We start from the raw sequence: 19,425 nt of genomic DNA, 5'->3' as shown, positions 1-19,425 counted from the left end.
CGCGGGGAACTGTCCAGCGCGGGTAGGCAGGCCCATGCAGGACCGTTGGCGCCATGGATGGCGCCATCGAGCCCCCATGGATGGGTTTACGGCGTGTCCTGCATGGGCCTGCCTACCCACGCCATGCAGGAACAATCAACGCGCCGCAGCGCCCGCTTTCGACTTAGAACTCCGCCGCCACCGTCATGAAGATCTGCCGCGGGGCACTCGCATGGATTGCATACCGCGTGCCCTTCGGATCGGTCGGTGCGAACGAACTCAGCTGGCCCGCATAGCGCTTGTTGGTCAGGTTGGTCGCGTTCAACGACACCCGCACGTTGCGCAGGCCCATGCCCGGGCCGAAGTCGTAGCCGGCGCCGGCATCGAAGGTGGTCACGCCCGGCACCGACTGGTCGTTGGTGTAGGTGTAGTACCGCTTGCCGGTGTACTTGGCGCGCAGGCTGGCGAAGAAGCCATCGCGGTTCCAGCTGATCTCGCTGGACGCCATGCGCTGCGGCGTATCCACGGTGATCTTGCCGGCCACCGGTACGATCGCACCGCCCGAGGTGTAGTCATCCTCGTAGGTGGTCTTGTTCCAGGACAGCGCGTTGTACCACTGCAGGCCATCGACCGGCTTGAGGATGAAGGTCAGCTCTGCGCCATGGCTCTTCACCGAACCGACGTTGATGAAGCGCGTCACGCACTCCGGACGCGTGCCTACCTCGATGCTCGAGCACGGGTTCAACGACAGCAGACGGTTGTCGAACTTCACGTTGTAGGCCGCGATCGACGCCTGGTATTTCTCGCCGAAGGTACGGAAACCAGCTTCCAGGCTCTTGGACTTCTCCGGCTCCAGGCCGGCGCTGGCCGCGAACGATTCCGGCGACACCTGCAGCGGGCCACCGCTGCCGCCGCCGACGAAGGCTGCGATGTTCTCGGCGTACGAGGCGAACACTTCATTGTTGGCGTTGAGCTTGAAGCCCACGCCCAGCTGCGGCAGCACCGATTCCTTGGCGGTCAGCGTACCCGAGGCGATGCTGGTTTCCACGCCCGGCTGGGCCTTGGCAGTCATGCGCGTGTTGGGGCTCTTGATGCCCACGTCCACGGTCAGGCGCTGGTCGAGGAAGCGCATGCGGTCCTGCACATAGAACTGGCGGGTACGGATGTCGAAGTCCTGGTTGAACAGGCGACGGTCCGGATTCTGCAGGTACAGGTCGTCCAGGAACGGGCCGCTGATGTAGTAGAAGTTGCGCGAGACGTTATGGTCGTTCTGCTCGTACCACACGCCGGCTTCCAGTTCGTGGATGCCCAGCGTCCACGACAGCGCAGCGGTCACGCCATCGCGGTTGATGGTGTAGTTGGTGCTGCGGATCGAGATCGGCAGCATCCTGTCGGTGCCCGGGTAGGACGGCTGGCCCGGTGCCCACCAGTGGCCCTGGCCACGGTTTTCGTGGTGGTAGCCCAGCAGTTTCAGGCGGCCCTGTTCACCCAAGCGGATGTCGGCGTCGATCGAGTACAGGTTGTCATCGCGCAGCGCACGGCTCTGGTAGTAGGCATCGTCGATGCTGTTGACGCCGCCGCTGAATGCACAGCGTGCCTTGTTGTAGGTGCCCGGTGCGCAGTATGCAGCCGCGACGGCGCGATCCCAGTCCGGTGCATAGATGTTCCAGTCATAACCCAGGCCGCGCGCCAGCATGTCCTTGGACAGGTAGGCATAGTTGGCCTGGCTGGCGCGCGAGGTGGCGACAAAGGCACCGAAGCGGTTGTCGCCCACGTTCCATACCGCCTTGGCATTGAACTGGCGGGTGGTCTGGTTCTGGTACGGCGCGGCCCACATGTCCTGGTCCTGGTGCACGCCGGACACGTAGGCCGAGAAGCCGTTGATGTCGCCGGTGTCCACCCGCAGGTAGCCGCGGCGCTGGTTGTCATCGCCGACGGTGATGCTGGCGCGGCCGCCGAATTCGGTGGACGGGTCCATCGAGAAGTACTGGATGGTGCCGCCAAGGTTGCTGGTCGAGGCCACGCCCAGCGAGCCGATGCCCTGCGACAGCTCGGCGCCGGCCAGGTTCTCGGCGATCAGTGCACGGGCGATGCTCAGGCCGTTGTAGTTGCCGTAGCTGTTGTCGCCCAGCGGGATGCCGTCCAGCGTGTAACCCAGGCGGCTCTTGTCGAAGCCACGCAGGCTGATGGTCTGCGATTCCTCATTGGCACCGAACGCATCGTTGGACTGCACCGACACGCCGGGCAGGCGGTCGAGGATCTTCTGGCCGCTGGTACCCGGCGGCAGCACCTGCTTGTCGACGGTGGTGATGCGCTGCACCTGGCGGGTCTCGCCCTGGCCGATGACCGAGACGGTATCCAGCGTCTGCGCGCTCAGCGCGGTATCGGCGGTGGCGTCGGTGGCTTCAGCGGCATGGGCGCTGGCGGCGGAAAGCGCGATCGCCACGGCGATCGTCAGGTATCGGGTCTGCATGATGGTCCGTTGCATGGGGGATGGTCACCGGCCCGGGGGCGTGGTGCACGGCCACTATGCGAACGGAACATGAAACCTTGTTTACGGAGAACCAACGAACGGCGTCGTGGGAGAAGCCGCGCAGGGCGTGAATCCATCGGGGGAGGGAAGCAGACCCACGCCCTGCGCGGAGAGGGCTAGCCCATGTACAGGCCACCGTTGACCGGATAGTCGGCACCGGTCACGTAGGAGGCTTCATCCGAAGCCAGCCAGGCACACAGGCCGGCCACTTCTTCCGGGCGACCCAGCCGCCGCACCGGTACCGACGCGGCCAGTCGATCCAGCACGTCCGGTGGGAAGCTGCTGATCGCCTGGCTGGCGATGTAGCCCGGCGACAGCGTGTTGACGGTGACCCCGCGCGAGGCGACTTCAGCGGCCAGCGCGCGGCTGAAACCGTGCATCGCGGCTTTTGCCGTGGCGTAGTTCACCTGGCCGATCTGGCCCTTGTGGGCGCTGACCGAACCGATGTTGATGATGCGGCCCCAGCCACGCGTGGCCATGCCATCGACCACCTGCTTGGTCAGGTTGAACAGCGAATTGAGATTGGAGGCGATCACCGCATTCCAGTCCTCCACCGTCATCTGCCGGAACAGCAGGTCGCGGCTGCCGCCGGAGTTGTTGACCAGCACGTCCACCTCGCCGACCTCGGCACGCACCTTGGCGAAGGCCGCTGTGGTCGACGCCCAATCGGTGGCGTTGCCTTCGGAGGCGATGAAATCAAAGCCCTGTTCGCGCTGCTCGCGCAGCCAGTTGGCCTTGCGCGGCGAGTTGGGCGCGCAGCCGGCGACCACGGTATGGCCGGAACGGGCCAGGCTCTGGCAGATGGCAGTGCCGACACTGCCCATCCCGCTGGTGACGTAGGCGATGCGAAGAGTCATTGCAGAACGCTCCTTGGTAAGGAAATCAGGCCGTGAAGGGATAGAGCCCGAACAACAGGCCGCCGATCATCAGCAGCAGCGAAATGGCGATCGCCCACTTCAGGGTGAATTTCTGGTGGTCGGCGAATTCAACCTTGGCCAGCCCCACCAGCAGATAGGTGGAAGGCACCAGCGGGCTGAGCAGGTGCACCGGCTGCCCGGCCAGCGACGCGCGGGCCATTTCCACCGGGGTGATGCCGTAGTTGCCGGCCGCCTCGGACAGGATCGGCAGCACGCCGAAGTAGAACGCGTCGTTGGACATGAAGAAGGTGAACGGCATCGAAGCCACGGCGGTGATCACCGCCAGGTACGGGCCCCAGCTGTCGGGGATGATCGCCAGGAAGCTGTGCGACATCGCCTCGACCATGCCGGTGTTGTTGAGGATGCCGGTGAAGATGCCTGCGGCGAAGATCAGCGCCACCACCGACAGCACGCTGCCGGCATGGCTGACCACGCGGCGGCGCTGTTCGGCCAGGTTCGGGTAGTTGATCACCAGCGCGATGGCGAAGCCGATCATGAACAGCACCGGCATCGGCAGCACACCGATGATGAGCGCGCTCATCAGCGCCAAGGTCAGCACCAGGTTCACCCACAGCAGCTTGGGGCGCTTGGTGTCTTCGGCGTCTTCCACGGTCGGCAGCGTGTTGCCGTCATCTGACACGCTGTTGTCCATCCAGCTGCCGCCCTTGGGCAGGGTCACCACGCCCAGGCGACGACGCTCCTTCAGGCCCAGGTACCAGGCCAGCAGCAGCACGCCGGCGCAGGCGATCACCATCGAGGGAATCAGTGGCACGAACACATCGGCAGGATCCACGTGCAGTGCGGTGGCCGCGCGCGCGGTCGGGCCGCCCCACGGGGTCAGGTTCATCACGCCACCGGCGAGAATGGTCACGCAGGTCATGTTCAGCGCGTTCATGCCCAGCCGCTGGTACAGCGGCAGCATCGCCGAGACGGTGATCATGTAGGTGGTCGAGCCATCGCCGTCGAGCGAGATCAGCATCGCCAATACGGCGGTGCCAAGCACGATCTTCATCGGGTCGCCCTTGACGAAGCGCAGGATGATCCGCACCAGCGGATCGAACAGGCCTGCATCGATCATCACGCCGAAGTAGAGAATGGCGAACATCAACATCACGCCGGTCGGCGCGATCTTCTTGATGCCTTCCAGCATCATCTCGTCGATGCCGGCGGCGAAGCCACCGATCAGGGCGAAGATGATGGGAATGGTGATCAGGGCAACGAGCGGCGACAGTCGTTTGCTCATGATCAAGTACATGAACGTAATGACCATGCCAAAGCCGAGGATGCTCAGCATCATCTGCGGACTCCTAGAGGAAACAGGACGTGGGACGTGGAAGGGGCCCGAGCGAGCGTGCCCGGGGAAAACGCGTTAGAAGTCGAACTGCAGGCGCCCGGTGACCGCGCGCGTGCGATCCACCGTGGTGCCGGCGAGGCGGTCGCGGTTGCGGCTTTCGATCACGTTGAGCATGAAGCGCAGGTTGTCGCGCAGGTACCAGTTGCCGCCCAGCGTCCAGCCTTCGGTACTGCCACGGCGCAGGTCCGGCGCACCATCGAGGTGCTGCGCGCCCCACATCTGGTCGTAGCGCAGCGCCACTTCGAAGGCACCGGTCTTGTGGCGGATGTTCTTGACCCGGGCGAAGCGGCCGGTCTTGCGGTCGTAGGCGCGGCTTTCGCCGGTAACGAACCAGCTGAGCATGCCGTAGGCGGCCATCACGTCACCGCGCTGGGCGCCATCATCGAAGGTGGCGCCGCTGAACTCGCCCTGCCATGACAGCGGGCCGCGCACCTGCGCATATTCCAGCGACCACTTGTTGACGTCGGTATCGCGGCCAGCGGAGAAGTCGACCAGGGTCAGGCGGCTTTCGTCGGACAGATGGCCGGCCGGACGCGGACGGATCTTCAGGCCCGGGGTGCCGTTGCCGCCCGGGTTGTCATAGGCCTCGCGGGCCAGCGACAGGCCCAGGTGCAGCACGTCGCCCTCGCTGGGTGACGGCGCCCAGGTAACGCGTCCACCCGCAGCGCGGCCCTTGACCTGCCAGGCGTCGATGCTCTCCAGGCTGTACACGCTGGCCGCCCAGGTGAAATCGCCCGGATTGGCCTGCCACGAGGCGCCCAGCCGGTACAGCGGCGCCAGCGTGGTGCCGGCGTTGCCGCGCTCCAGGAAGCTGCCGTAGTTGGAACCGGTGCGGTCGTCCAGCGAGAAATACTGCTTGAACTGGCCCACGGTGAGGCGGCCGGCATCGCCGAAGCTGCGGCTCAGGTAGACGTCCTTGGCCTCGACACGGTCGCCGGAGAAATCGGCTTCCAGCTTGTAGTCGACCACGAAGAACTTGCCGGACACGTCAACCCAGGCGCGGCGGATCTCGGTGTCGTCCTTGTTCGGCGTACCCCGGTTGTCGTTGTCGAAGGTGGCGAAGTCCAGGTGCAGGCGGCCGCCCACCGTGGCGGTCACTGGACGCTCGTCTTCGGCGAAGGCCGGCGCGGCCAGCGCAGCCAGGGCCATCATGGCGGCAGGACGCCGCCAGGCAATGCTCAATTCCACAAACCCTCCCAGGTGCGCGCCAGGCGCGCGGCAATCGTGGGCACCGGACGGTGCGCGGCCGCAGTCTGTGTCGCGCAAGCTGTCATCGTCCTGTCAGCGGTTTGTGCGGTGCAGCGTAAATGGTCTCCGCTGCGCTCGCCGGGCATGGCCCGGCGCTACCCGGCGACGATGCACCCGGGGGCGCCGATCCATGACCGGCGGAACAGGTCAGCATCGGTAGCGCCGGGCCATGCCCGGCGAGCGCAGCGGCGCCATGCGGTAGCATTCGTTTCCCCTCCCACTGTTGTGCCCATGCGCCTGCTGCTGGTCGAAGACAACCCGGACCTGGCCGATGCGATCATCCGTCGCATGCGCCGCAGTGGTCACGCGGTGGACTGGCAGGCTGACGGCCTGGCCGCCGCCAGCGTGCTGCGTTACCAGAGTTTCGATCTGGTGGTGCTGGATATCGGCCTGCCAAAACTGGATGGGCTGCGGGTGCTGGCCGGCATGCGCGAGCGTGGTGACAGCACACCGGTGCTGATGCTGACCGCACGCGATGGCATCGAAGATCGCGTGCAGGCACTCGATGTCGGTGCTGACGACTACCTCGGCAAGCCATTCGACTTCCGTGAATTCGAAGCGCGCTGCCGCGTGCTGCTGCGACGTGCACGCGGGCAAGCCAGCGAAGTGGTGCAGATCGGCGGCTTCCAGTTCGACAACGCTGCGCACCGGGTGACCCTGGATGGCGAGCCGATCGAGCTGCCCAACCGCGAGTATCGCTTGCTGGAGATCCTGGTCGGGCGCTTGGGCCAAGTGGTGGGCAAGGATGAGATCGGCAATGGCCTGTTCGGCTTCGATGACGAAGCCGGGCCGAATGCCATCGAGCTGTACATCGGTCGCCTGCGCAGAAAGCTGGCGGGCGCGCCGCTGCGCATCACCACGGTGCGTGGTGTCGGCTATCTGCTTGAAGCCAGCGACGGCCCGGCCGATGCCGATGGCTGACGCGCGCAGCGCAAGTGCCGCCCCCGGGTCGCTGCGGCGCACCCTGCTGCTGTACCTGGGCGCGTTGCTGGCGGTGTTCGCGGTGGCGTTGCTGTTCGCTGCACGCGACTACGGCCAGCGTGCCGCCAACCGCTCCTACGACCATCTGCTGGTGTCTTCGGCCCTGTCGATCGCCGATTCGGTGGCATTGGTCGATGGCCAGTGGCAGGTGGACCTTCCGTATGCCGCGCTGGACCTTCTGGCGATGGCGCCGGAAGACCGCGTGTTCTACCGGATCGCCGACAGCCGCGGCAACCTGATCACCGGCTACGGTGACCTGCCTGCGTCGCCGCGGCGGCCGGGCACGCAACCGCAGTTGTTCGATGCGCCCTACAGCGGCGAGATCGTGCGTTTCGTCGTGGTCGGCCGCAGCTTTGCCGCGGCCTCCGCGCAGGGCGAGGTGCAGGTGCAGGTGGGGCAGACCCGGCGTGCGCGCGAAGCGGTGGCGCAGGAGCTGGTCACCCGCGCGCTGTTGGCCATCGGCGTGCTGTCGGGATTGCTGCTGGCACTGGTGGCGTTCGGCGTGCACCGCGCGTTCCGGCCGCTGGTGCGGGTCGAGCGCGAGCTGTCACGCCGTGAGCCGTCCGACCTGAAACCGCTCGATGCGCGCGTGCCACGCGAGATGGACCAGATGGTGGCCGCGCTTAACCGCTTCATGGAGCGCCTGTCCAGCAGCAATGAAACCCTGCGCGCGTTCATGGCCGAGGCCGCGCACCAGATGCGCACGCCCTTGGCCGCGCTGCGTGCGCAGGCACAGCTGGCGCTGGACGACGACGATCCGGAAGACATGCGGCGCAGCCTGCAGGCGATCGAGCGCAACGCCACCCACATGAGCCGGCTGCTCAACCAGCTGCTCAGCGATGCCAGCGTGATCCATCGGTCACATCTGCAGCGCTTCGCCACCGTGGACCTGGCCGAGACCGTGCACCAGGCCCTGCATGAAGCGCTGCCGCAGGCAGGGCCCGCCCCGCGCGTGCAGCTGGCGATGACGGCCGAGCCGGTGCAGGTGCATGGCGACGCGCTGCTGCTGCGCGAAGCCATCAAGAATCTGGTCGACAACGCGCTGAAGTACGGCGGCGATGGCCCCTTGCAGATCGCGCTGACCGCTGAAGGCGGGCAGGCCGTGCTGACCATCGCCGACCACGGCACCGGCATCGCCGCCGCCGATGCCGAACGCGTGTTCGAGCGTTTCGCGCGCGGCGAAGGCGCACCCTCCGGCGGTGCAGGCCTTGGCCTGGCCATCGTCAAGCGGGTGGTCGACAGCCATGGCGGTCAGATCGATCTCAGCAATCGACCGCAGGGTGGCCTGGTCGCCACCATCCGCCTGCCCCGGAGCAGCACATGATCCGCCTGTTCGCCGCAGCCTTTGCCCTGTTGCTGGCCGTGCCGGCCCTCGCTGCGCCGGGCGATGTACGCCGCTTCCCCGCCCAGGGCGCCGCCACCGCGCAGCTGCGCATCCACGGCACCACCGATATCGAGGTCTTCGCCGAGGTCATCGCTGACTACCAGCGGCTGCATCCGGGCAGCGAGGTGGTGTACGAAGACATCATCACCCAGGACCTGTACGCGCGTTACCTGCGCGACCGCAGCGGGCCTGCGTCGCCGGACCTGCTGATCTCCAGCGGCATGGACCTGCAGACCAAGCTGGTCAACGACGGCCACGCGTTGCCACACCGCTCGCTGCAGACCCAGGCGCTGCCAGCGTGGGCGCAATGGCGTGGCGAGGCATTCGGCATCAGCTACGAACCGGTGGTGATGGTCTACAACACCCGCAGGCTGCCGGCCGCGAAGGCGCCGCACACGCGTCGACAGTTGCTGGACCTGCTGCGCTCGGAGGGGGCGCCGTTGCGCGGCAAGGTCGGTACCTACGATATCGAACGCAGCAGCGTGGGCTACCTGCTGGCGACCCAGGACGCCCAGCGCGGCAGCATCGCCGGGGCCCTGCTTGGTGCGCTGGGGGACAACGCGGTGGTGCGCGAGGAGCGCACCGGCGTGCTGCTGGACCAGGTGGCCAGCGGCCAGTTGTCGCTGGTCTACAACGTGCTGGGCTCGTATGCGCAGGCGCGTATCGATGCGGGCGCACCGCTGGCCATCGTCGAGCCGGAAGACTACACGCTGGTGGTACTGCGTACGGCGGTGATTCCGCGTACCGGCGCGCACCCGCAGGAGGCGCGGCGCTTCCTCGACTACCTGCTGTCGCCACGTGGCCAGCAGGTGCTCGCGCGGGAAGCGCGGTTGATGCCGATCGTGCGCAGCGATGCAGGCGGCGGGGATGCCCCTGGCCGCAGCCGTCGCCCGATCCAGCTCGGCCCCGGCCTGCTGGTCTACCTGGATGCGCTCAAGCGCCGCCAGTTCCTGGATGCATGGCGCAGCAGCGTGGAGCCGGCGGGGCGGTGACCCGCGCTTCATGAATGCCGGCGTTTGCCGATATCCATGATCCTGTCTTTGAGAGGGTGATCCGATGGATGCGAGCGGCGTGGCAACGATAGCCATGGAGTCGGGCAAAAAATTTGACATCCTGCTGCGCTGGAGCGCGCCCAATCGCTGGCGGCGGCTGGGTGTTCTTGTGCTGCTCGGGGCACTGCAGCTATCGGTCTATTGCGTGCTTCTGTTTGTAGCGTTGGAGCAGTCCAGACAGGAGGGAGGCGAGATTGCGGCCCGTTATGAGCGTGCGCAGTTGGAGGATGCTCTCAAAGAAGGGATCGAAACGGCCGAGCAGTGCATGGTCGCCCGCAAGTCAGGTTCGAGCGATGCGGATATCCATTGTCCGGTAGCAGACCGTCTCTACGCGGGCGCGAAGTTGGGGATCTTCCCAGAGCGCCGCGAGCAGGTGATGGTGTCGCACGCCTACTCGGCGATGGTGCTGGACTACAGGCATCAGCTGCGGCGGATCGAAATGACATGGGCGAGGGACCAGGGGCTTCGGGAAGGTGGTAGATGGATCAAGGTGCTGGTCAGTCCGGTCGGAGTGAGTGCTGTGATGGTGATGCTCGCACTGCTCCACATCGCTGTGGTGATCCGTATAGAGCAGTTGGCCCGCGCTGCTGGCTCGCCGTTGCCCCGGCAATGCCGGCCTGACTTGGCGCCGGAAGACGCGATAGTGGGCGACGTGCCAAACTTGCCGCATGAGCGAATACACCATCCTGATCGCCGATGACCATCCGCTGCTGCGTTCGGCGGTGGTGCAGTCGTTGCGGCAGAGTCTGCCGCTGGCGCAGGTACGCGAGGTTGCCAGCGCCGAAGCACTGGCCACCTCGCTGGACGCACAGCCCGATGTGGATCTGGTGCTGCTGGACCTGACCATGCCGGGCGCACATGGATTCTCCGCGCTGCTGCACGTGCGCGGTTCGCACCCGGACATTCCGGTGGTGATCCTGTCCTCCAACGACCACCCGCGGGTGATCCGCCGCGCGCAGCAGTTCGGCGCGGCCGGATTCATTCCCAAGTCCGCGCCTGCCGAAACCATCGGTGAAGCGGTGGCAGCGGTGCTCGATGGTGGCCTGTGGTTCCCGGCGATGGCCGCTGAGCGTTCCGAGGCCGACGCGTTGCTGGCCAGCCGCCTGGCACAGCTGACGCCGCAGCAGTTCCGGGTGCTGCTGTGCCTGGCCGACGGGCTGCTCAACAAGCAGATCGCCTATGAACTGGGCTTGGCCGAAAACACGGTGAAGGTGCACGTGACCGCCATCCTGAAGAAGCTCGAATGCCACAGCCGCACGCAGGCGGCAGTGCTGGTGAAGGCGCTGGAGCCGGAAGGCGACGCGCGCGTTGGATTGGATGGCTGACAGAGACGGGACGTTGGCGCATTTACTGCGTCGTTGTGGATGCTGTTCCGCTTTCCTGATCAGTTCCCGCTGATCGAATTCAGTTCGGGATCGGTAGAGAACATGAATCTGTTCTCGTATCCCTCGCCGAGCTTCTCAGATACTTCGGCGTAGCTGTGTGTGGGAGATGATCGGTCTGACGCCAGTCTGTGGCCCTCGCTCAGATGCGACTGACTTACCCGCGATGCCGCAACAGCAGCTGCGTCATCAACGCCCGCAGCGCCGGCGGCCGCACGGGCTTGAGCAGGAAGCCCCAACCGTTCTCGGCAGCATGCACTTTCAGCGCATCATCGCGCTCAGCGGTCACCAGGATCACCGGTGGCCGCGCCTTCCACAGCGTGCACAGCGCTTCATACAGGTCCGGTCCGTGCCATTGCCCCATGCGTACGTCCAGCAGCAACAGCTGCGGCACGTTCAGCGCACTGGCGATTTCCAGTGCCCCCTGGGGGCCATCGGCAAGTTCCACATGGCAGCCCCAGCGTTCCAGCAGGGCACGGGTCGCCGCACAGACATGCGGGTCATCATCGATGCTCCAGACCCGACATTGCCGCAGCGGGCTGTCATCGGACGGCTCGGTCGCGATGACCGGCGCCGCCGGCGGTGCAATTACCTCGTCGGCGCGCCCGAGTGCCACGCTCACGGTGAATACGCTGCCCTTGCCCAGCGTGGAACGCAGGCTGATGCGGTGTCCGAGCAGTCGGCCGATACGCTCGACGATGGCCAGGCCCAGGCCGGCGCCCCGTTCCTGCTCCACGCCGTCGTTGAGGCGACGGAATTCTTCGAAGATCTCGCCCTGCAGGCTTTCCGGAATACCTGGTCCCTGGTCATGCACCTCGATGCGCAGCTGGTCGCCTGCACGCCGGCAGCCGATCAGTACGCGGCCACGTGGCGTATAGCGCAGCGCATTGGACAGGAAGTTCTGCAGGATGCGCCGCAGCAGTGCTTCGTCGCTGACGATCACCGCACGGGTGTCCACCCAGTCCAGTTGCAGGCCGCGGCTCTGTGCGGCGATGCCGAACTCGCGCGCCAGGGTTTCCAGCAAGGGAGACAGCGCGAATGCGCGCACCCGTACCTGCAACGACCCCGACTCCAGCCGTGAAATATCCAGCAGGCTGTTGAGGATCGCGTCCTGCGCGGCCAGTGCGGCGTCGATATGGTCGCTGGTCTGTTGCTGTTCGGGGTCGGTGAGCTTGCCGCGCAGCACCGACACGAACATGCGCGCGGCGTTCAGCGGCTGCAGCAGGTCGTGCACGGCCGAGGCGACGAAGCGGGTCTTGTAACGGTTGGCCTGCTCGGCTTCGCGGCGGGCTTCGTCCAGATCCTGGGTGCGTTCGGCCACGCGGTGTTCCAGCGCATCGGCCAGCGAACGCAATTCGCGCGCGGCGTTCTTGTAGCTGGTGATGTCGGCATAGCTGGTGACGAAGCCACCGTCGGGCAGCGGGTTGCCGCGGATCTCCAGCACCGTGCCGTCGTCCTTCTCGCTCTCGCGCATGTGCGGCCGGCCACTGCGCAGGTGGGTCAGGCGGCGTTCGATGGCCTCGTCGATCGGGCCGGGCCCCAACAGGCCGCGACGTGCGTTGAAGCGGAACAGTTCCTCGATCGGGCGGCCCACCCGCACCAGCCCCGCCGGGAAGCGGAACAATTCCAGATAGCGCGAATTCCACGCGACCAGACGCTGTTCCTTGTCGATCACCACCACGCCCTGCGGCAGATGTTCGAGGCTGCGGCTCAAGCCAACGTCGGCATCGGTCGCGGCTTCCAGCAGGCCGTCCTGGGCGGTCCGCAGTTCCTGTGCATGCTGCTTGAGCAGGGTTTCCAGCTCACGCCGGCTGCGCTGGCGGTGCTTGGACAGGCGACGCCGTTGCTGCACGAACAGCACCAGGAAACCCAGCGCCAGCCAAGCGGCGGCGCCGGCCACTGCCGCGCCGCGGCCGGCGCTGGTGGCCGCGCTGGCGTCGTGCAGCAGGTGCAGGCTCCAGTCTTCGTCGGGCAGCGCCAGGGTCTGCCACAGCATCGCCTGCGGCAGCGCCGGGTCGAGCAGGCGCACCATGCGGCCGCCATCGGCCAGCACGTCCTCGGTGCGCACGCGCAGCGGCTGCAGCGAGCGGTCGGCGTACTGCCGCGCCGCGCGCATCTCGCGGCGTTCCTCCGTGCCGAGCGGACGCAGCAGGCGGTAGCGCCAGGCATCGCGGTTGGCCAGGAACACCACGTCGTGGTTGTCGCTGGTCAGCACCACGTCCGGGCTGTTCAACCATTCCTGTTCCAGTGCCGACAGCTCGATCTTGATCACGATCACGCCGATGCGCTGGCTGTCGGCATCGAGGATGGCCTCGGACATGAAATAGCCGGGCACGCCGGTGGTCATGCCGATGCCGTAGAAGCGACCACGGCCATGGGCCAGCGCCTGCTGGTAGTAGGGGCGGTAGCTGTAATCCTCGCCGACGTTGCTGGTCGGCTGGTCCCAGTTGCTGGCGGCCACGGCCACGCCATCGCGGCCGACCAGGGTCAGTGTCGAGGTTCGGGTAACCTGGTTGGCGCGCTGCAGTTTGAGGTTCAGGCGCTGCCGCTCGGCGGGGGAAGGCGGCACCTGCAGTGCATGCAGCAGGTCCGGGTCCAGCGCCATCACCTGCGGCAGGGTGCCGAACCGGTCGATGCGCTGTTGCAGGCCTTGGCCATACAGCTGCAGCTGGCGCTGCACCTGCGCGCTTTCGGTGCCCAGTGCGCGACGCCAGGCATAGTGGCCTGCGGCGGCCGCGCACAGCACGGTGCCGGCCACCATCACCAGAACGGTCAGCAACTGCAGGCGGTGTCGGCTGAGCCAGTACATGGCGGCAGTCTACGCAGGGCCGGCGGGCGTGGCATGCACGCCCGCCGGGATCTGACGCGTGGAAGGGATCAGAAGTGCATCTGCGCGCGAAGTTCGAAGATCTCCGGGGTGCTGCGCACACCGCGACGGCTGGCGTCGACCTTCACGTAGTTGGCCTGGAACTTGAAGTGGCTGGTCAGGTACCAGTTCGCGCCCAGGGTCAGGTCGTGCTGGCGGCCACCAAGGATGCTGCCGTCGTCCAGGTCCAGGCGGCTGTAGCGGGCCACCAGTTCCACCGCACCGTAGTCATGCGCCGGCTTGATGTTGGCAACGGCGCCGGCGTTGTACGGGCGCGATTCGCCGGTCAGCACCCAGCTGGCCATCGCGTACTGGCCGTGGCCGGTGTAGTCGGGCTTGCCATCATTGCGGGTGACGGTGGCCTGCAGCGCTTCGGCCTGCAGCGAGAACGGACCGCGGATCCAGATGCCTTCCAGGCCGGTGCGGCGGATCTGGTCGGCGGTGACCAGCGCCCCCGAATCGACCAGGCGGATGTCGGTCAGGCCGGCTTCCGGACGGGCCCGCAGGCGCGCGCTGGCTTCGTGGTGCACGTCGCGGCCATCGTGGTAACCGCGCGGATTTTCCTGCGAATAGGCCAGGCCGAGGTGGATCACATCGCCCGGTGCCTTCACCGGCGTCCACACCGCACGCACCGCCTGGGTGGTGCCGGGGTTGTCGCCCTGCAGGTCCTTGCCGCCATAGGCGCCGGCCTGCAGCAGGTACTGCGGACGTTCCAGCACCCATTCCACGCCGGTGCGGCGGCCTGCGTAGAACGCCTGCACGGGCAGCGCGGTTTCCAGGAAGCTGCCGGCGCGCGAGGAGGTGTTGGCATCCAGGCCGACCGGGGTCTTCATGTAGCCGAAGCGGAAGCGGCCGACATCGCGGCCGAAGAACGCCTTGCTCTCCAAGCGCACGAACACGTCCAGCCAGGTATCGGCCTGGAAGTCGTAGTAGACCATCGCGTCGTACACACCCTTCTTTTTCAGGGTCGCGCCGAACTCCTTGCGACGCACCGCATCGTCATCCTCGATGCCGCTGGCGGACGAGAAGTCGTTGTAGTCGTAGGCGATGTTGGCGGTAGCGGCCAGCTCGGTGCCGTCGCCGAAGGCGTACTTGGTCGGCCAGTTGTCGAAATCCGCAGCGGATGCGAAGGCGGGGAGGGCGGCCAGGGAAAGGGCCAGCAAGGTGGGAATCGGGCGCATGGGTGGTGCGGCTCTCTCGGATTGCGTGTGGACAGGACAACAACGGCCGCGATGGCCGGAACTTTCGCAATGACGCGCCCGGCCGTTCAGGTCGGGCCACCGGCGTCCCCGCGATCAGGGGTGCGGCGCCAGTGTAGGCAGCGCAGCCACCTGAACCGGGGGGCTAGTACCAATAGGTTATCTGCGCTGGCGTGCCCGGCGCGTACAAAGGCGTCCATTGGTCGCACCCCTGCGCCTGCAGTCACGGGGCGTGCGGTCAGTTTCCACGGTAACGGTTCCCGTGCATTTCCGGGGCCGTACGTGCCTGAAAACGCCCCTTCCGGAGTCCGCCATGCACATCCCGACCGCTGCGCCGGTGCCCAGCAAGCCGTTGCCGCTCTACCGCCAACTGTATTTCCAGGTGATCGTGGCGATCGTCCTGGGTGCTGTCCTCGGCCACTACGAGCCGCTGATCGGCGAGAAGATGAAGCCGCTCGGCGATGCCTTCATCAACCTGGTGAAGATGATCATCGCCCCGGTGATCTTCCTGACCATCGTCACCGGCATCGCCGGCATGACCCACCTGCGCACGGTGGGCCGGGTGTTCGCCAAGGCGATGGCGTATTTCCTGTTCTTCTCCACGCTGGCGCTGATCGTCGGCATGATCGTGGCGCACGTGGTGCAGCCCGGCGCCGGCATGAACATCAACCCGGCCGAGCTGGACCAGACCGCGGTGCACAGCTATGTCGAGAAGTCGCACGACCTGACCCTGGTCGGCTTCCTGATGGACATCATCCCGAAGACGCTGATCAGCGCCTTCGTTGACGGCAACATCCTGCAGGTGCTGTTCGTGGCGGTGCTGTTCGGCATCGCGCTGGCCTCGGTGGACGAGAAGGGCAAGCCGATCCAGAACTTCCTGGAAGCGCTGGTCGCGCCGGTGTTCAAGCTGGTGCACATCCTGATGAAGGCTGCGCCGATCGGTGCCTTCGGTGCCATCGCCTTCACCATCGGCAAGTACGGCGTCGGCTCGCTGGTCAACCTGGCCTGGCTGGTCGGCTCGTTCTACCTCACCGCGTTCCTGTTCGTTGCGGTGATCCTGGGCGTGGTCTGCCGCCTGTGTGGCTTCTCGGTGTTCAAGCTGGCCCGTTACCTGAAGGCCGAGCTGCTGCTGGTACTGGGCACCTCGTCGTCGGAGTCGGCGCTGCCGTCGCTGATGGAGAAGATGGAACGTGCCGGCTGCAGCAAGTCGGTGGTCGGCCTGGTGGTCCCCACCGGTTACTCGTTCAACCTGGACGGCACCAACATCTACATGACCCTGGCCGCGCTGTTCATCGCCCAGGCCACCAACACCGAGCTGACCCTGGGCCACCAGATCGCGCTGCTGCTGGTGGCGATGCTCAGCTCCAAGGGCGCTGCCGGCGTCACCGGTGCCGGCTTCATCACCCTGGCCGCCACCCTGGCGGTGGTGCCGGAAGTGCCGGTGGCCGGCATGGCGCTGATCCTGGGCGTGGACCGGTTCATGAGCGAGTGCCGCTCGCTGACCAACTTCATCGGCAACGCGGTGGCCACGGTGGTGGTCTCGCGCTGGGAAGGTGCGCTGGACCGCGACCGCCTGAAGCTGGCGCTGGATGGTCGCGAAAGCGAACTGCCGCCGCCGGTCGATGCCGTGCCGCTGGCGATGACCGAGGCGCTGCCCGCCAAGGGCTGATCCGGGTGTGTGGTACTGCGGGGCCGGTCACGACAGTGGCACGGCCCCGCAGCGTTTCAAGGCGTCCCACGGCTGTCATCGCCAGCGCCGAAGCTGTGCTCTGGTAACGTCGCATACGCCATGGAATTGTGCGGTCGCAGCATCACTGCGACAGCATAGCGACAGGTCCGACCGCTCCAACGGGGGTATGATCCCCTGTCCCTTCTGCCCATTCATGTAACCCACATCGATGTCCAACGAAGATTTCAAACAGGCCGCCCTCGATTACCACCGGATGTCTCCGCCCGGCAAGATCAAGGTTTCCGCTACCAAGCCCATGCTGACCCAGCGCGACCTGTCGCTGGCGTATTCGCCGGGCGTGGCGTACGCCTGTGAAGCGATCAAGGCCGATCCGCAGCAGGCCAGCGAGCTGACCGCCCGCGGCAACCTGGTGGCGGTGATCTCCAACGGCACCGCGGTGCTGGGCCTGGGCAACATCGGCGCGCTGGCCGGCAAGCCGGTGATGGAAGGCAAGGGCGTGCTGTTCCAGAAGTTCGCCGGCATCGATGTGTTCGACATCGAAGTGGACGAGAACGACCCGGACAAGCTGGTCGACATCATCGCCTCGCTGGAGCCGACCTTCGGCGGCATCAACCTGGAAGACATCAAGGCACCGGAGTGCTTCATCGTCGAGCGCAAGCTGCGCGAGCGCATGAAGATCCCGGTGTTCCATGACGACCAGCACGGCACGGCGATCATCGTCGGTGCTGCGGTGCTGAACGCCATGGCGATCACCGGCAAGAAGATCGAAGAAGTGAAGCTGGCGACCACGGGCATGGGCGCGGCCGGCATTTCCTGCGTGAACATGCTGGTGCAGCTGGGCCTGAAGCCGGAGAACATCCTGGCCTTCGACCGCGAAGGCGTGATCCACACCGGCCGTACCGACCTGGACCCGGAAAAGCTGCGCTATGCGCGCGACACCGACAAGCGCACCCTGGCCGAGATCGTCGATGGCGCGGACATCTTCCTGGGCCTGTCGGCGCCGGGCATCCTGACCGCCGAGATGGTCAAGACGATGGCGCCGGACCCGGTGATCTTCGCCCTGGCCAACCCGACCCCGGAAATCATGCCGGAACTGGTGCGCGCCGCGCGTCCGGACGCGATCATCGGTACCGGCCGTTCGGACTACCCGAACCAGGTCAACAACGTGCTGTGCTTCCCGTACCTGTTCCGCGGTGCGCTGGACGTCGGTGCGACCGCGATCAATGAGGAAATGAAGATCGCCTGCGTGCGCGCGATCGCCGCGCTGGCCCGCCGCGCCGCCACCGACATGGGCTCTGCCTATGGCGGTGAGACCCCCAGCTTCGGCCGCGAATACCTGATCCCGCGTCCGTTCGACCGTCGCCTGCTGGTGGAGCTGTCGGCCGCCGTGGCCCAGGCCGCGATGGATTCGGGCGTGGCCGCCCGTCCGATCGCCGACATGGAAGCCTACCGGCAGAAGCTGTCGCAGTTCGTCTACCGCACCAGCCTGATGATGAAGCCGGTCTACGATCGCGCGCGCAGCGACAAGCAGCGCGTGGTGTATGCCGAAGGCGAAGAAGAAGTGGTGCTGCAGGCGGTGCAGAACGTGGTCGACGACGGCCTGGCACATCCGATCCTGATCGGTCGCCCGGAAGTGATCGAATCGCGCATCGAGCGCCTCGGCCTGCGCCTGAAGATCGGCGAGAACATTGAAGTCACCAACATCAATGACGACCCGCGTTTCAACGAATACTGGCAGTACTACCACGGCCTGACCGGCCGTCGTGGCGTCACCGTGGCCGCTGCCAAGAACCTGATGCGTTCGCGCCCGACTCTGATCGCTGCAGTGATGGTGGCCCGTGGCGAAGCCGATGCGATGCTGACCGGCATCGTCGGCCGCTTCCACAAGAAGCTGGGCTACGTGCGCAGCGTGCTGCCGCTGGAATCGAAGGTCACCTCGACCTCGGCGATGACCGGCGTGATCAACCAGCAGGGCGTGTTCTTCTTCGTCGATACCCACGTGCAGGAAGACCCAACCGCAGAGCAGCTGTGCGAAGCGACCCTGCAGGCCGCGTACCGCATGAAGTTGTTCGGCGTCGAACCGAAGGTGGCACTGCTGTCGCACTCCAACTTCGGCAGCCACGATTCGAAGGATGCGCTGAAGATGCGCCAGGTGCGCGAGCTGCTGCTCAAGCGCAACCCGCGTCTGAACGTGGACGGCGAAATGCAGGGCGACACCGCATGGGATGAAGCCCTGCGCCAGAAGCTGCTGCCGGGCTCGACCCTGCAGGGCCGTGCCAACCTGTTCGTGCTGCCGAACCTGGAAGCGGCCAACATCGCCTACAACCTGGTGCGCGTGTTCACCGATGGCGTGGCGATCGGTCCGATCCTGATGGGCGTCAACAAGCCGGTGCACATCCTGACCACCAGCGCGACCTCGCGCCGGATCCTGAACATGACCGCGATCGCCGCGGTTGATGCGCAGATCCGCAAGCAGATCGAAGCGGAAAAGAAGGCATAAGCCTTCGTTCCGCTGCGATCTGCAGAAACGCGCCCCACGGGGCGCGTTTCTGTTTCCGCAACGCGGAAACCGGATCGGGTAGCGCCGGGCCATGCCCGGCGAGCGCGCCGCGCGGTGCTTCTTGTATTCCGCCGGGCATGTTCCGCCGGGCATGGCCCGGCGCTACCGGAGAAGCAGCGCGGAAACGGCAGTGCCGGCCGCTGGCCGGCGAGCGCGCCGCGCGGTGCTTCTTGTATTTCGCCGGGCACGGCCCGGCGCTACCGGAGAAGCAACGCGGAAACGGTAGTGCCGGCCGCTGGCCGGCAACCGCGCCGCGCGGTGTTTCCCGTATTCCGCCGGG

13 protein-coding genes are annotated in these 19,425 nt (G+C 66.3%); 7 read left to right on the top strand and 6 right to left on the bottom strand.

Annotated elements, in window-relative coordinates:
- Nucleotides 1–163 precede the first annotated feature (163 nt).
- From CLM74_RS17785 to CLM74_RS17770, 4 genes are all read right to left on the bottom strand, one after another.
- Complete coding sequence (locus CLM74_RS17785; RefSeq protein WP_081323768.1) at nucleotides 164–2,452, bottom strand: TonB-dependent receptor; 2,289 nt, start codon at nucleotides 2,450–2,452, stop codon at nucleotides 164–166.
- A gap of 176 nt (nucleotides 2,453–2,628) precedes the next feature.
- Nucleotides 2,629–3,369, bottom strand: coding sequence for an acetoacetyl-CoA reductase (gene phbB / locus CLM74_RS17780; RefSeq protein WP_025874115.1), 741 nt, complete (start codon nucleotides 3,367–3,369; stop codon nucleotides 2,629–2,631).
- Nucleotides 3,370–3,394: 25 nt separating this feature from the next.
- Nucleotides 3,395–4,723, bottom strand: a complete 1,329-nt coding sequence (locus tag CLM74_RS17775; RefSeq protein WP_025874116.1) for a CitMHS family transporter — start codon at nucleotides 4,721–4,723, stop codon at nucleotides 3,395–3,397.
- 75 nt (nucleotides 4,724–4,798) lie between these two features.
- Entirely contained in the window at nucleotides 4,799–5,935 is a 1,137-nt protein-coding gene (locus CLM74_RS17770; RefSeq protein WP_105164625.1) for a porin, read from the bottom strand.
- A gap of 327 nt (nucleotides 5,936–6,262) precedes the next feature.
- Here CLM74_RS17770 and CLM74_RS17765 point away from each other — a divergent pair, with 327 nt between their 5' ends.
- The 5 genes from CLM74_RS17765 (at nucleotide 6,263) to CLM74_RS17745 (ending at nucleotide 10,773) form a co-directional block, all read left to right on the top strand.
- Nucleotides 6,263–6,952: a response regulator transcription factor gene (locus tag CLM74_RS17765; RefSeq protein WP_025874118.1), complete on the top strand. Its 690-nt coding sequence runs from the start codon at nucleotides 6,263–6,265 to the stop codon at nucleotides 6,950–6,952.
- Nucleotides 6,945–8,336: a sensor histidine kinase gene (locus tag CLM74_RS17760; protein ID WP_032975453.1), complete on the top strand. Its 1,392-nt coding sequence runs from the start codon at nucleotides 6,945–6,947 to the stop codon at nucleotides 8,334–8,336. The genes CLM74_RS17765 and CLM74_RS17760 overlap by 8 nt, the downstream gene beginning before the upstream one ends.
- Nucleotides 8,333–9,388, top strand: coding sequence for an ABC transporter substrate-binding protein (locus CLM74_RS17755; protein WP_105164624.1), 1,056 nt, complete (start codon nucleotides 8,333–8,335; stop codon nucleotides 9,386–9,388). The genes CLM74_RS17760 and CLM74_RS17755 overlap by 4 nt, the downstream gene beginning before the upstream one ends.
- A 79-nt stretch (nucleotides 9,389–9,467) precedes the next feature.
- Nucleotides 9,468–10,148 (top strand): hypothetical protein, encoded by a 681-nt coding sequence (locus tag CLM74_RS17750; protein WP_140393526.1) that lies wholly within the window; start codon nucleotides 9,468–9,470, stop codon nucleotides 10,146–10,148.
- A complete protein-coding gene (locus tag CLM74_RS17745; protein WP_033831979.1) occupies nucleotides 10,117–10,773 on the top strand; it encodes a response regulator transcription factor in 657 nt (218 codons plus the stop codon). The genes CLM74_RS17750 and CLM74_RS17745 overlap by 32 nt, the downstream gene beginning before the upstream one ends.
- Before the next feature lie 214 nt (nucleotides 10,774–10,987).
- On the opposite strand, the gene CLM74_RS17740 is transcribed toward CLM74_RS17745, so the two are convergent.
- Together CLM74_RS17740 and CLM74_RS17735 are read right to left on the bottom strand one after the other, a co-directional pair.
- A complete protein-coding gene (locus tag CLM74_RS17740; RefSeq protein ID WP_105164623.1) occupies nucleotides 10,988–13,639 on the bottom strand; it encodes a PAS-domain containing protein in 2,652 nt (883 codons plus the stop codon).
- 68 nt (nucleotides 13,640–13,707) lie between these two features.
- Nucleotides 13,708–14,877, bottom strand: a complete 1,170-nt coding sequence (locus CLM74_RS17735) for a porin (RefSeq protein WP_025874124.1) — start codon at nucleotides 14,875–14,877, stop codon at nucleotides 13,708–13,710.
- 331 nt (nucleotides 14,878–15,208) lie between these two features.
- Between CLM74_RS17735 and CLM74_RS17730 the strand changes: the two genes are divergently transcribed.
- Nucleotides 15,209–16,564, top strand: coding sequence for a dicarboxylate/amino acid:cation symporter (locus tag CLM74_RS17730; RefSeq protein WP_105164622.1), 1,356 nt, complete (start codon nucleotides 15,209–15,211; stop codon nucleotides 16,562–16,564).
- A gap of 229 nt (nucleotides 16,565–16,793) precedes the next feature.
- Nucleotides 16,794–19,085 carry an NADP-dependent malic enzyme gene (locus CLM74_RS17725; RefSeq protein WP_025874126.1) on the top strand — a complete coding sequence of 764 codons (2,292 nt, stop codon included), beginning with the start codon at nucleotides 16,794–16,796 and terminating at the stop codon, nucleotides 19,083–19,085.
- Nucleotides 19,086–19,425: the final 340 nt, after the last annotated feature.

It is taken from the genome of Stenotrophomonas sp. MYb57 (assembly GCF_002966815.1).
Taxonomy (GTDB): domain Bacteria; phylum Pseudomonadota; class Gammaproteobacteria; order Xanthomonadales; family Xanthomonadaceae; genus Stenotrophomonas; species Stenotrophomonas indicatrix.
The sequence above is the reverse complement of the archived record's forward strand: the minus strand, read 5'-3'. Positions and strand labels throughout refer to the sequence as shown.

Bases quoted from the DNA above. Each gene is read 5' to 3' on its own strand.
- phbB (WP_025874115.1), bottom strand. From the start codon at position 3,369: ATGACTCTTCGCATCGCCTACGTCACCAGCGGGATGGGCAGTGTCGGC.
- CLM74_RS17765 (WP_025874118.1), top strand. From the start codon at position 6,263: ATGCGCCTGCTGCTGGTCGAAGACAACCCGGACCTGGCCGATGCGATC.
- CLM74_RS17725 (WP_025874126.1), top strand. From the start codon at position 16,794: ATGTCCAACGAAGATTTCAAACAGGCCGCCCTCGATTACCACCGGATG.
- CLM74_RS17755 (WP_105164624.1), top strand. From the start codon at position 8,333: ATGATCCGCCTGTTCGCCGCAGCCTTTGCCCTGTTGCTGGCCGTGCCG.
- CLM74_RS17735 (WP_025874124.1), bottom strand. From the start codon at position 14,877: ATGCGCCCGATTCCCACCTTGCTGGCCCTTTCCCTGGCCGCCCTCCCC.
- CLM74_RS17775 (WP_025874116.1), bottom strand. From the start codon at position 4,723: ATGCTGAGCATCCTCGGCTTTGGCATGGTCATTACGTTCATGTACTTG.
- CLM74_RS17740 (WP_105164623.1), bottom strand. From the start codon at position 13,639: ATGTACTGGCTCAGCCGACACCGCCTGCAGTTGCTGACCGTTCTGGTG.
- CLM74_RS17760 (WP_032975453.1), top strand. From the start codon at position 6,945: ATGGCTGACGCGCGCAGCGCAAGTGCCGCCCCCGGGTCGCTGCGGCGC.
- CLM74_RS17770 (WP_105164625.1), bottom strand. From the start codon at position 5,935: ATGATGGCCCTGGCTGCGCTGGCCGCGCCGGCCTTCGCCGAAGACGAG.
- CLM74_RS17730 (WP_105164622.1), top strand. From the start codon at position 15,209: ATGCACATCCCGACCGCTGCGCCGGTGCCCAGCAAGCCGTTGCCGCTC.
- CLM74_RS17785 (WP_081323768.1), bottom strand. From the start codon at position 2,452: ATGCAGACCCGATACCTGACGATCGCCGTGGCGATCGCGCTTTCCGCC.
- CLM74_RS17745 (WP_033831979.1), top strand. From the start codon at position 10,117: ATGAGCGAATACACCATCCTGATCGCCGATGACCATCCGCTGCTGCGT.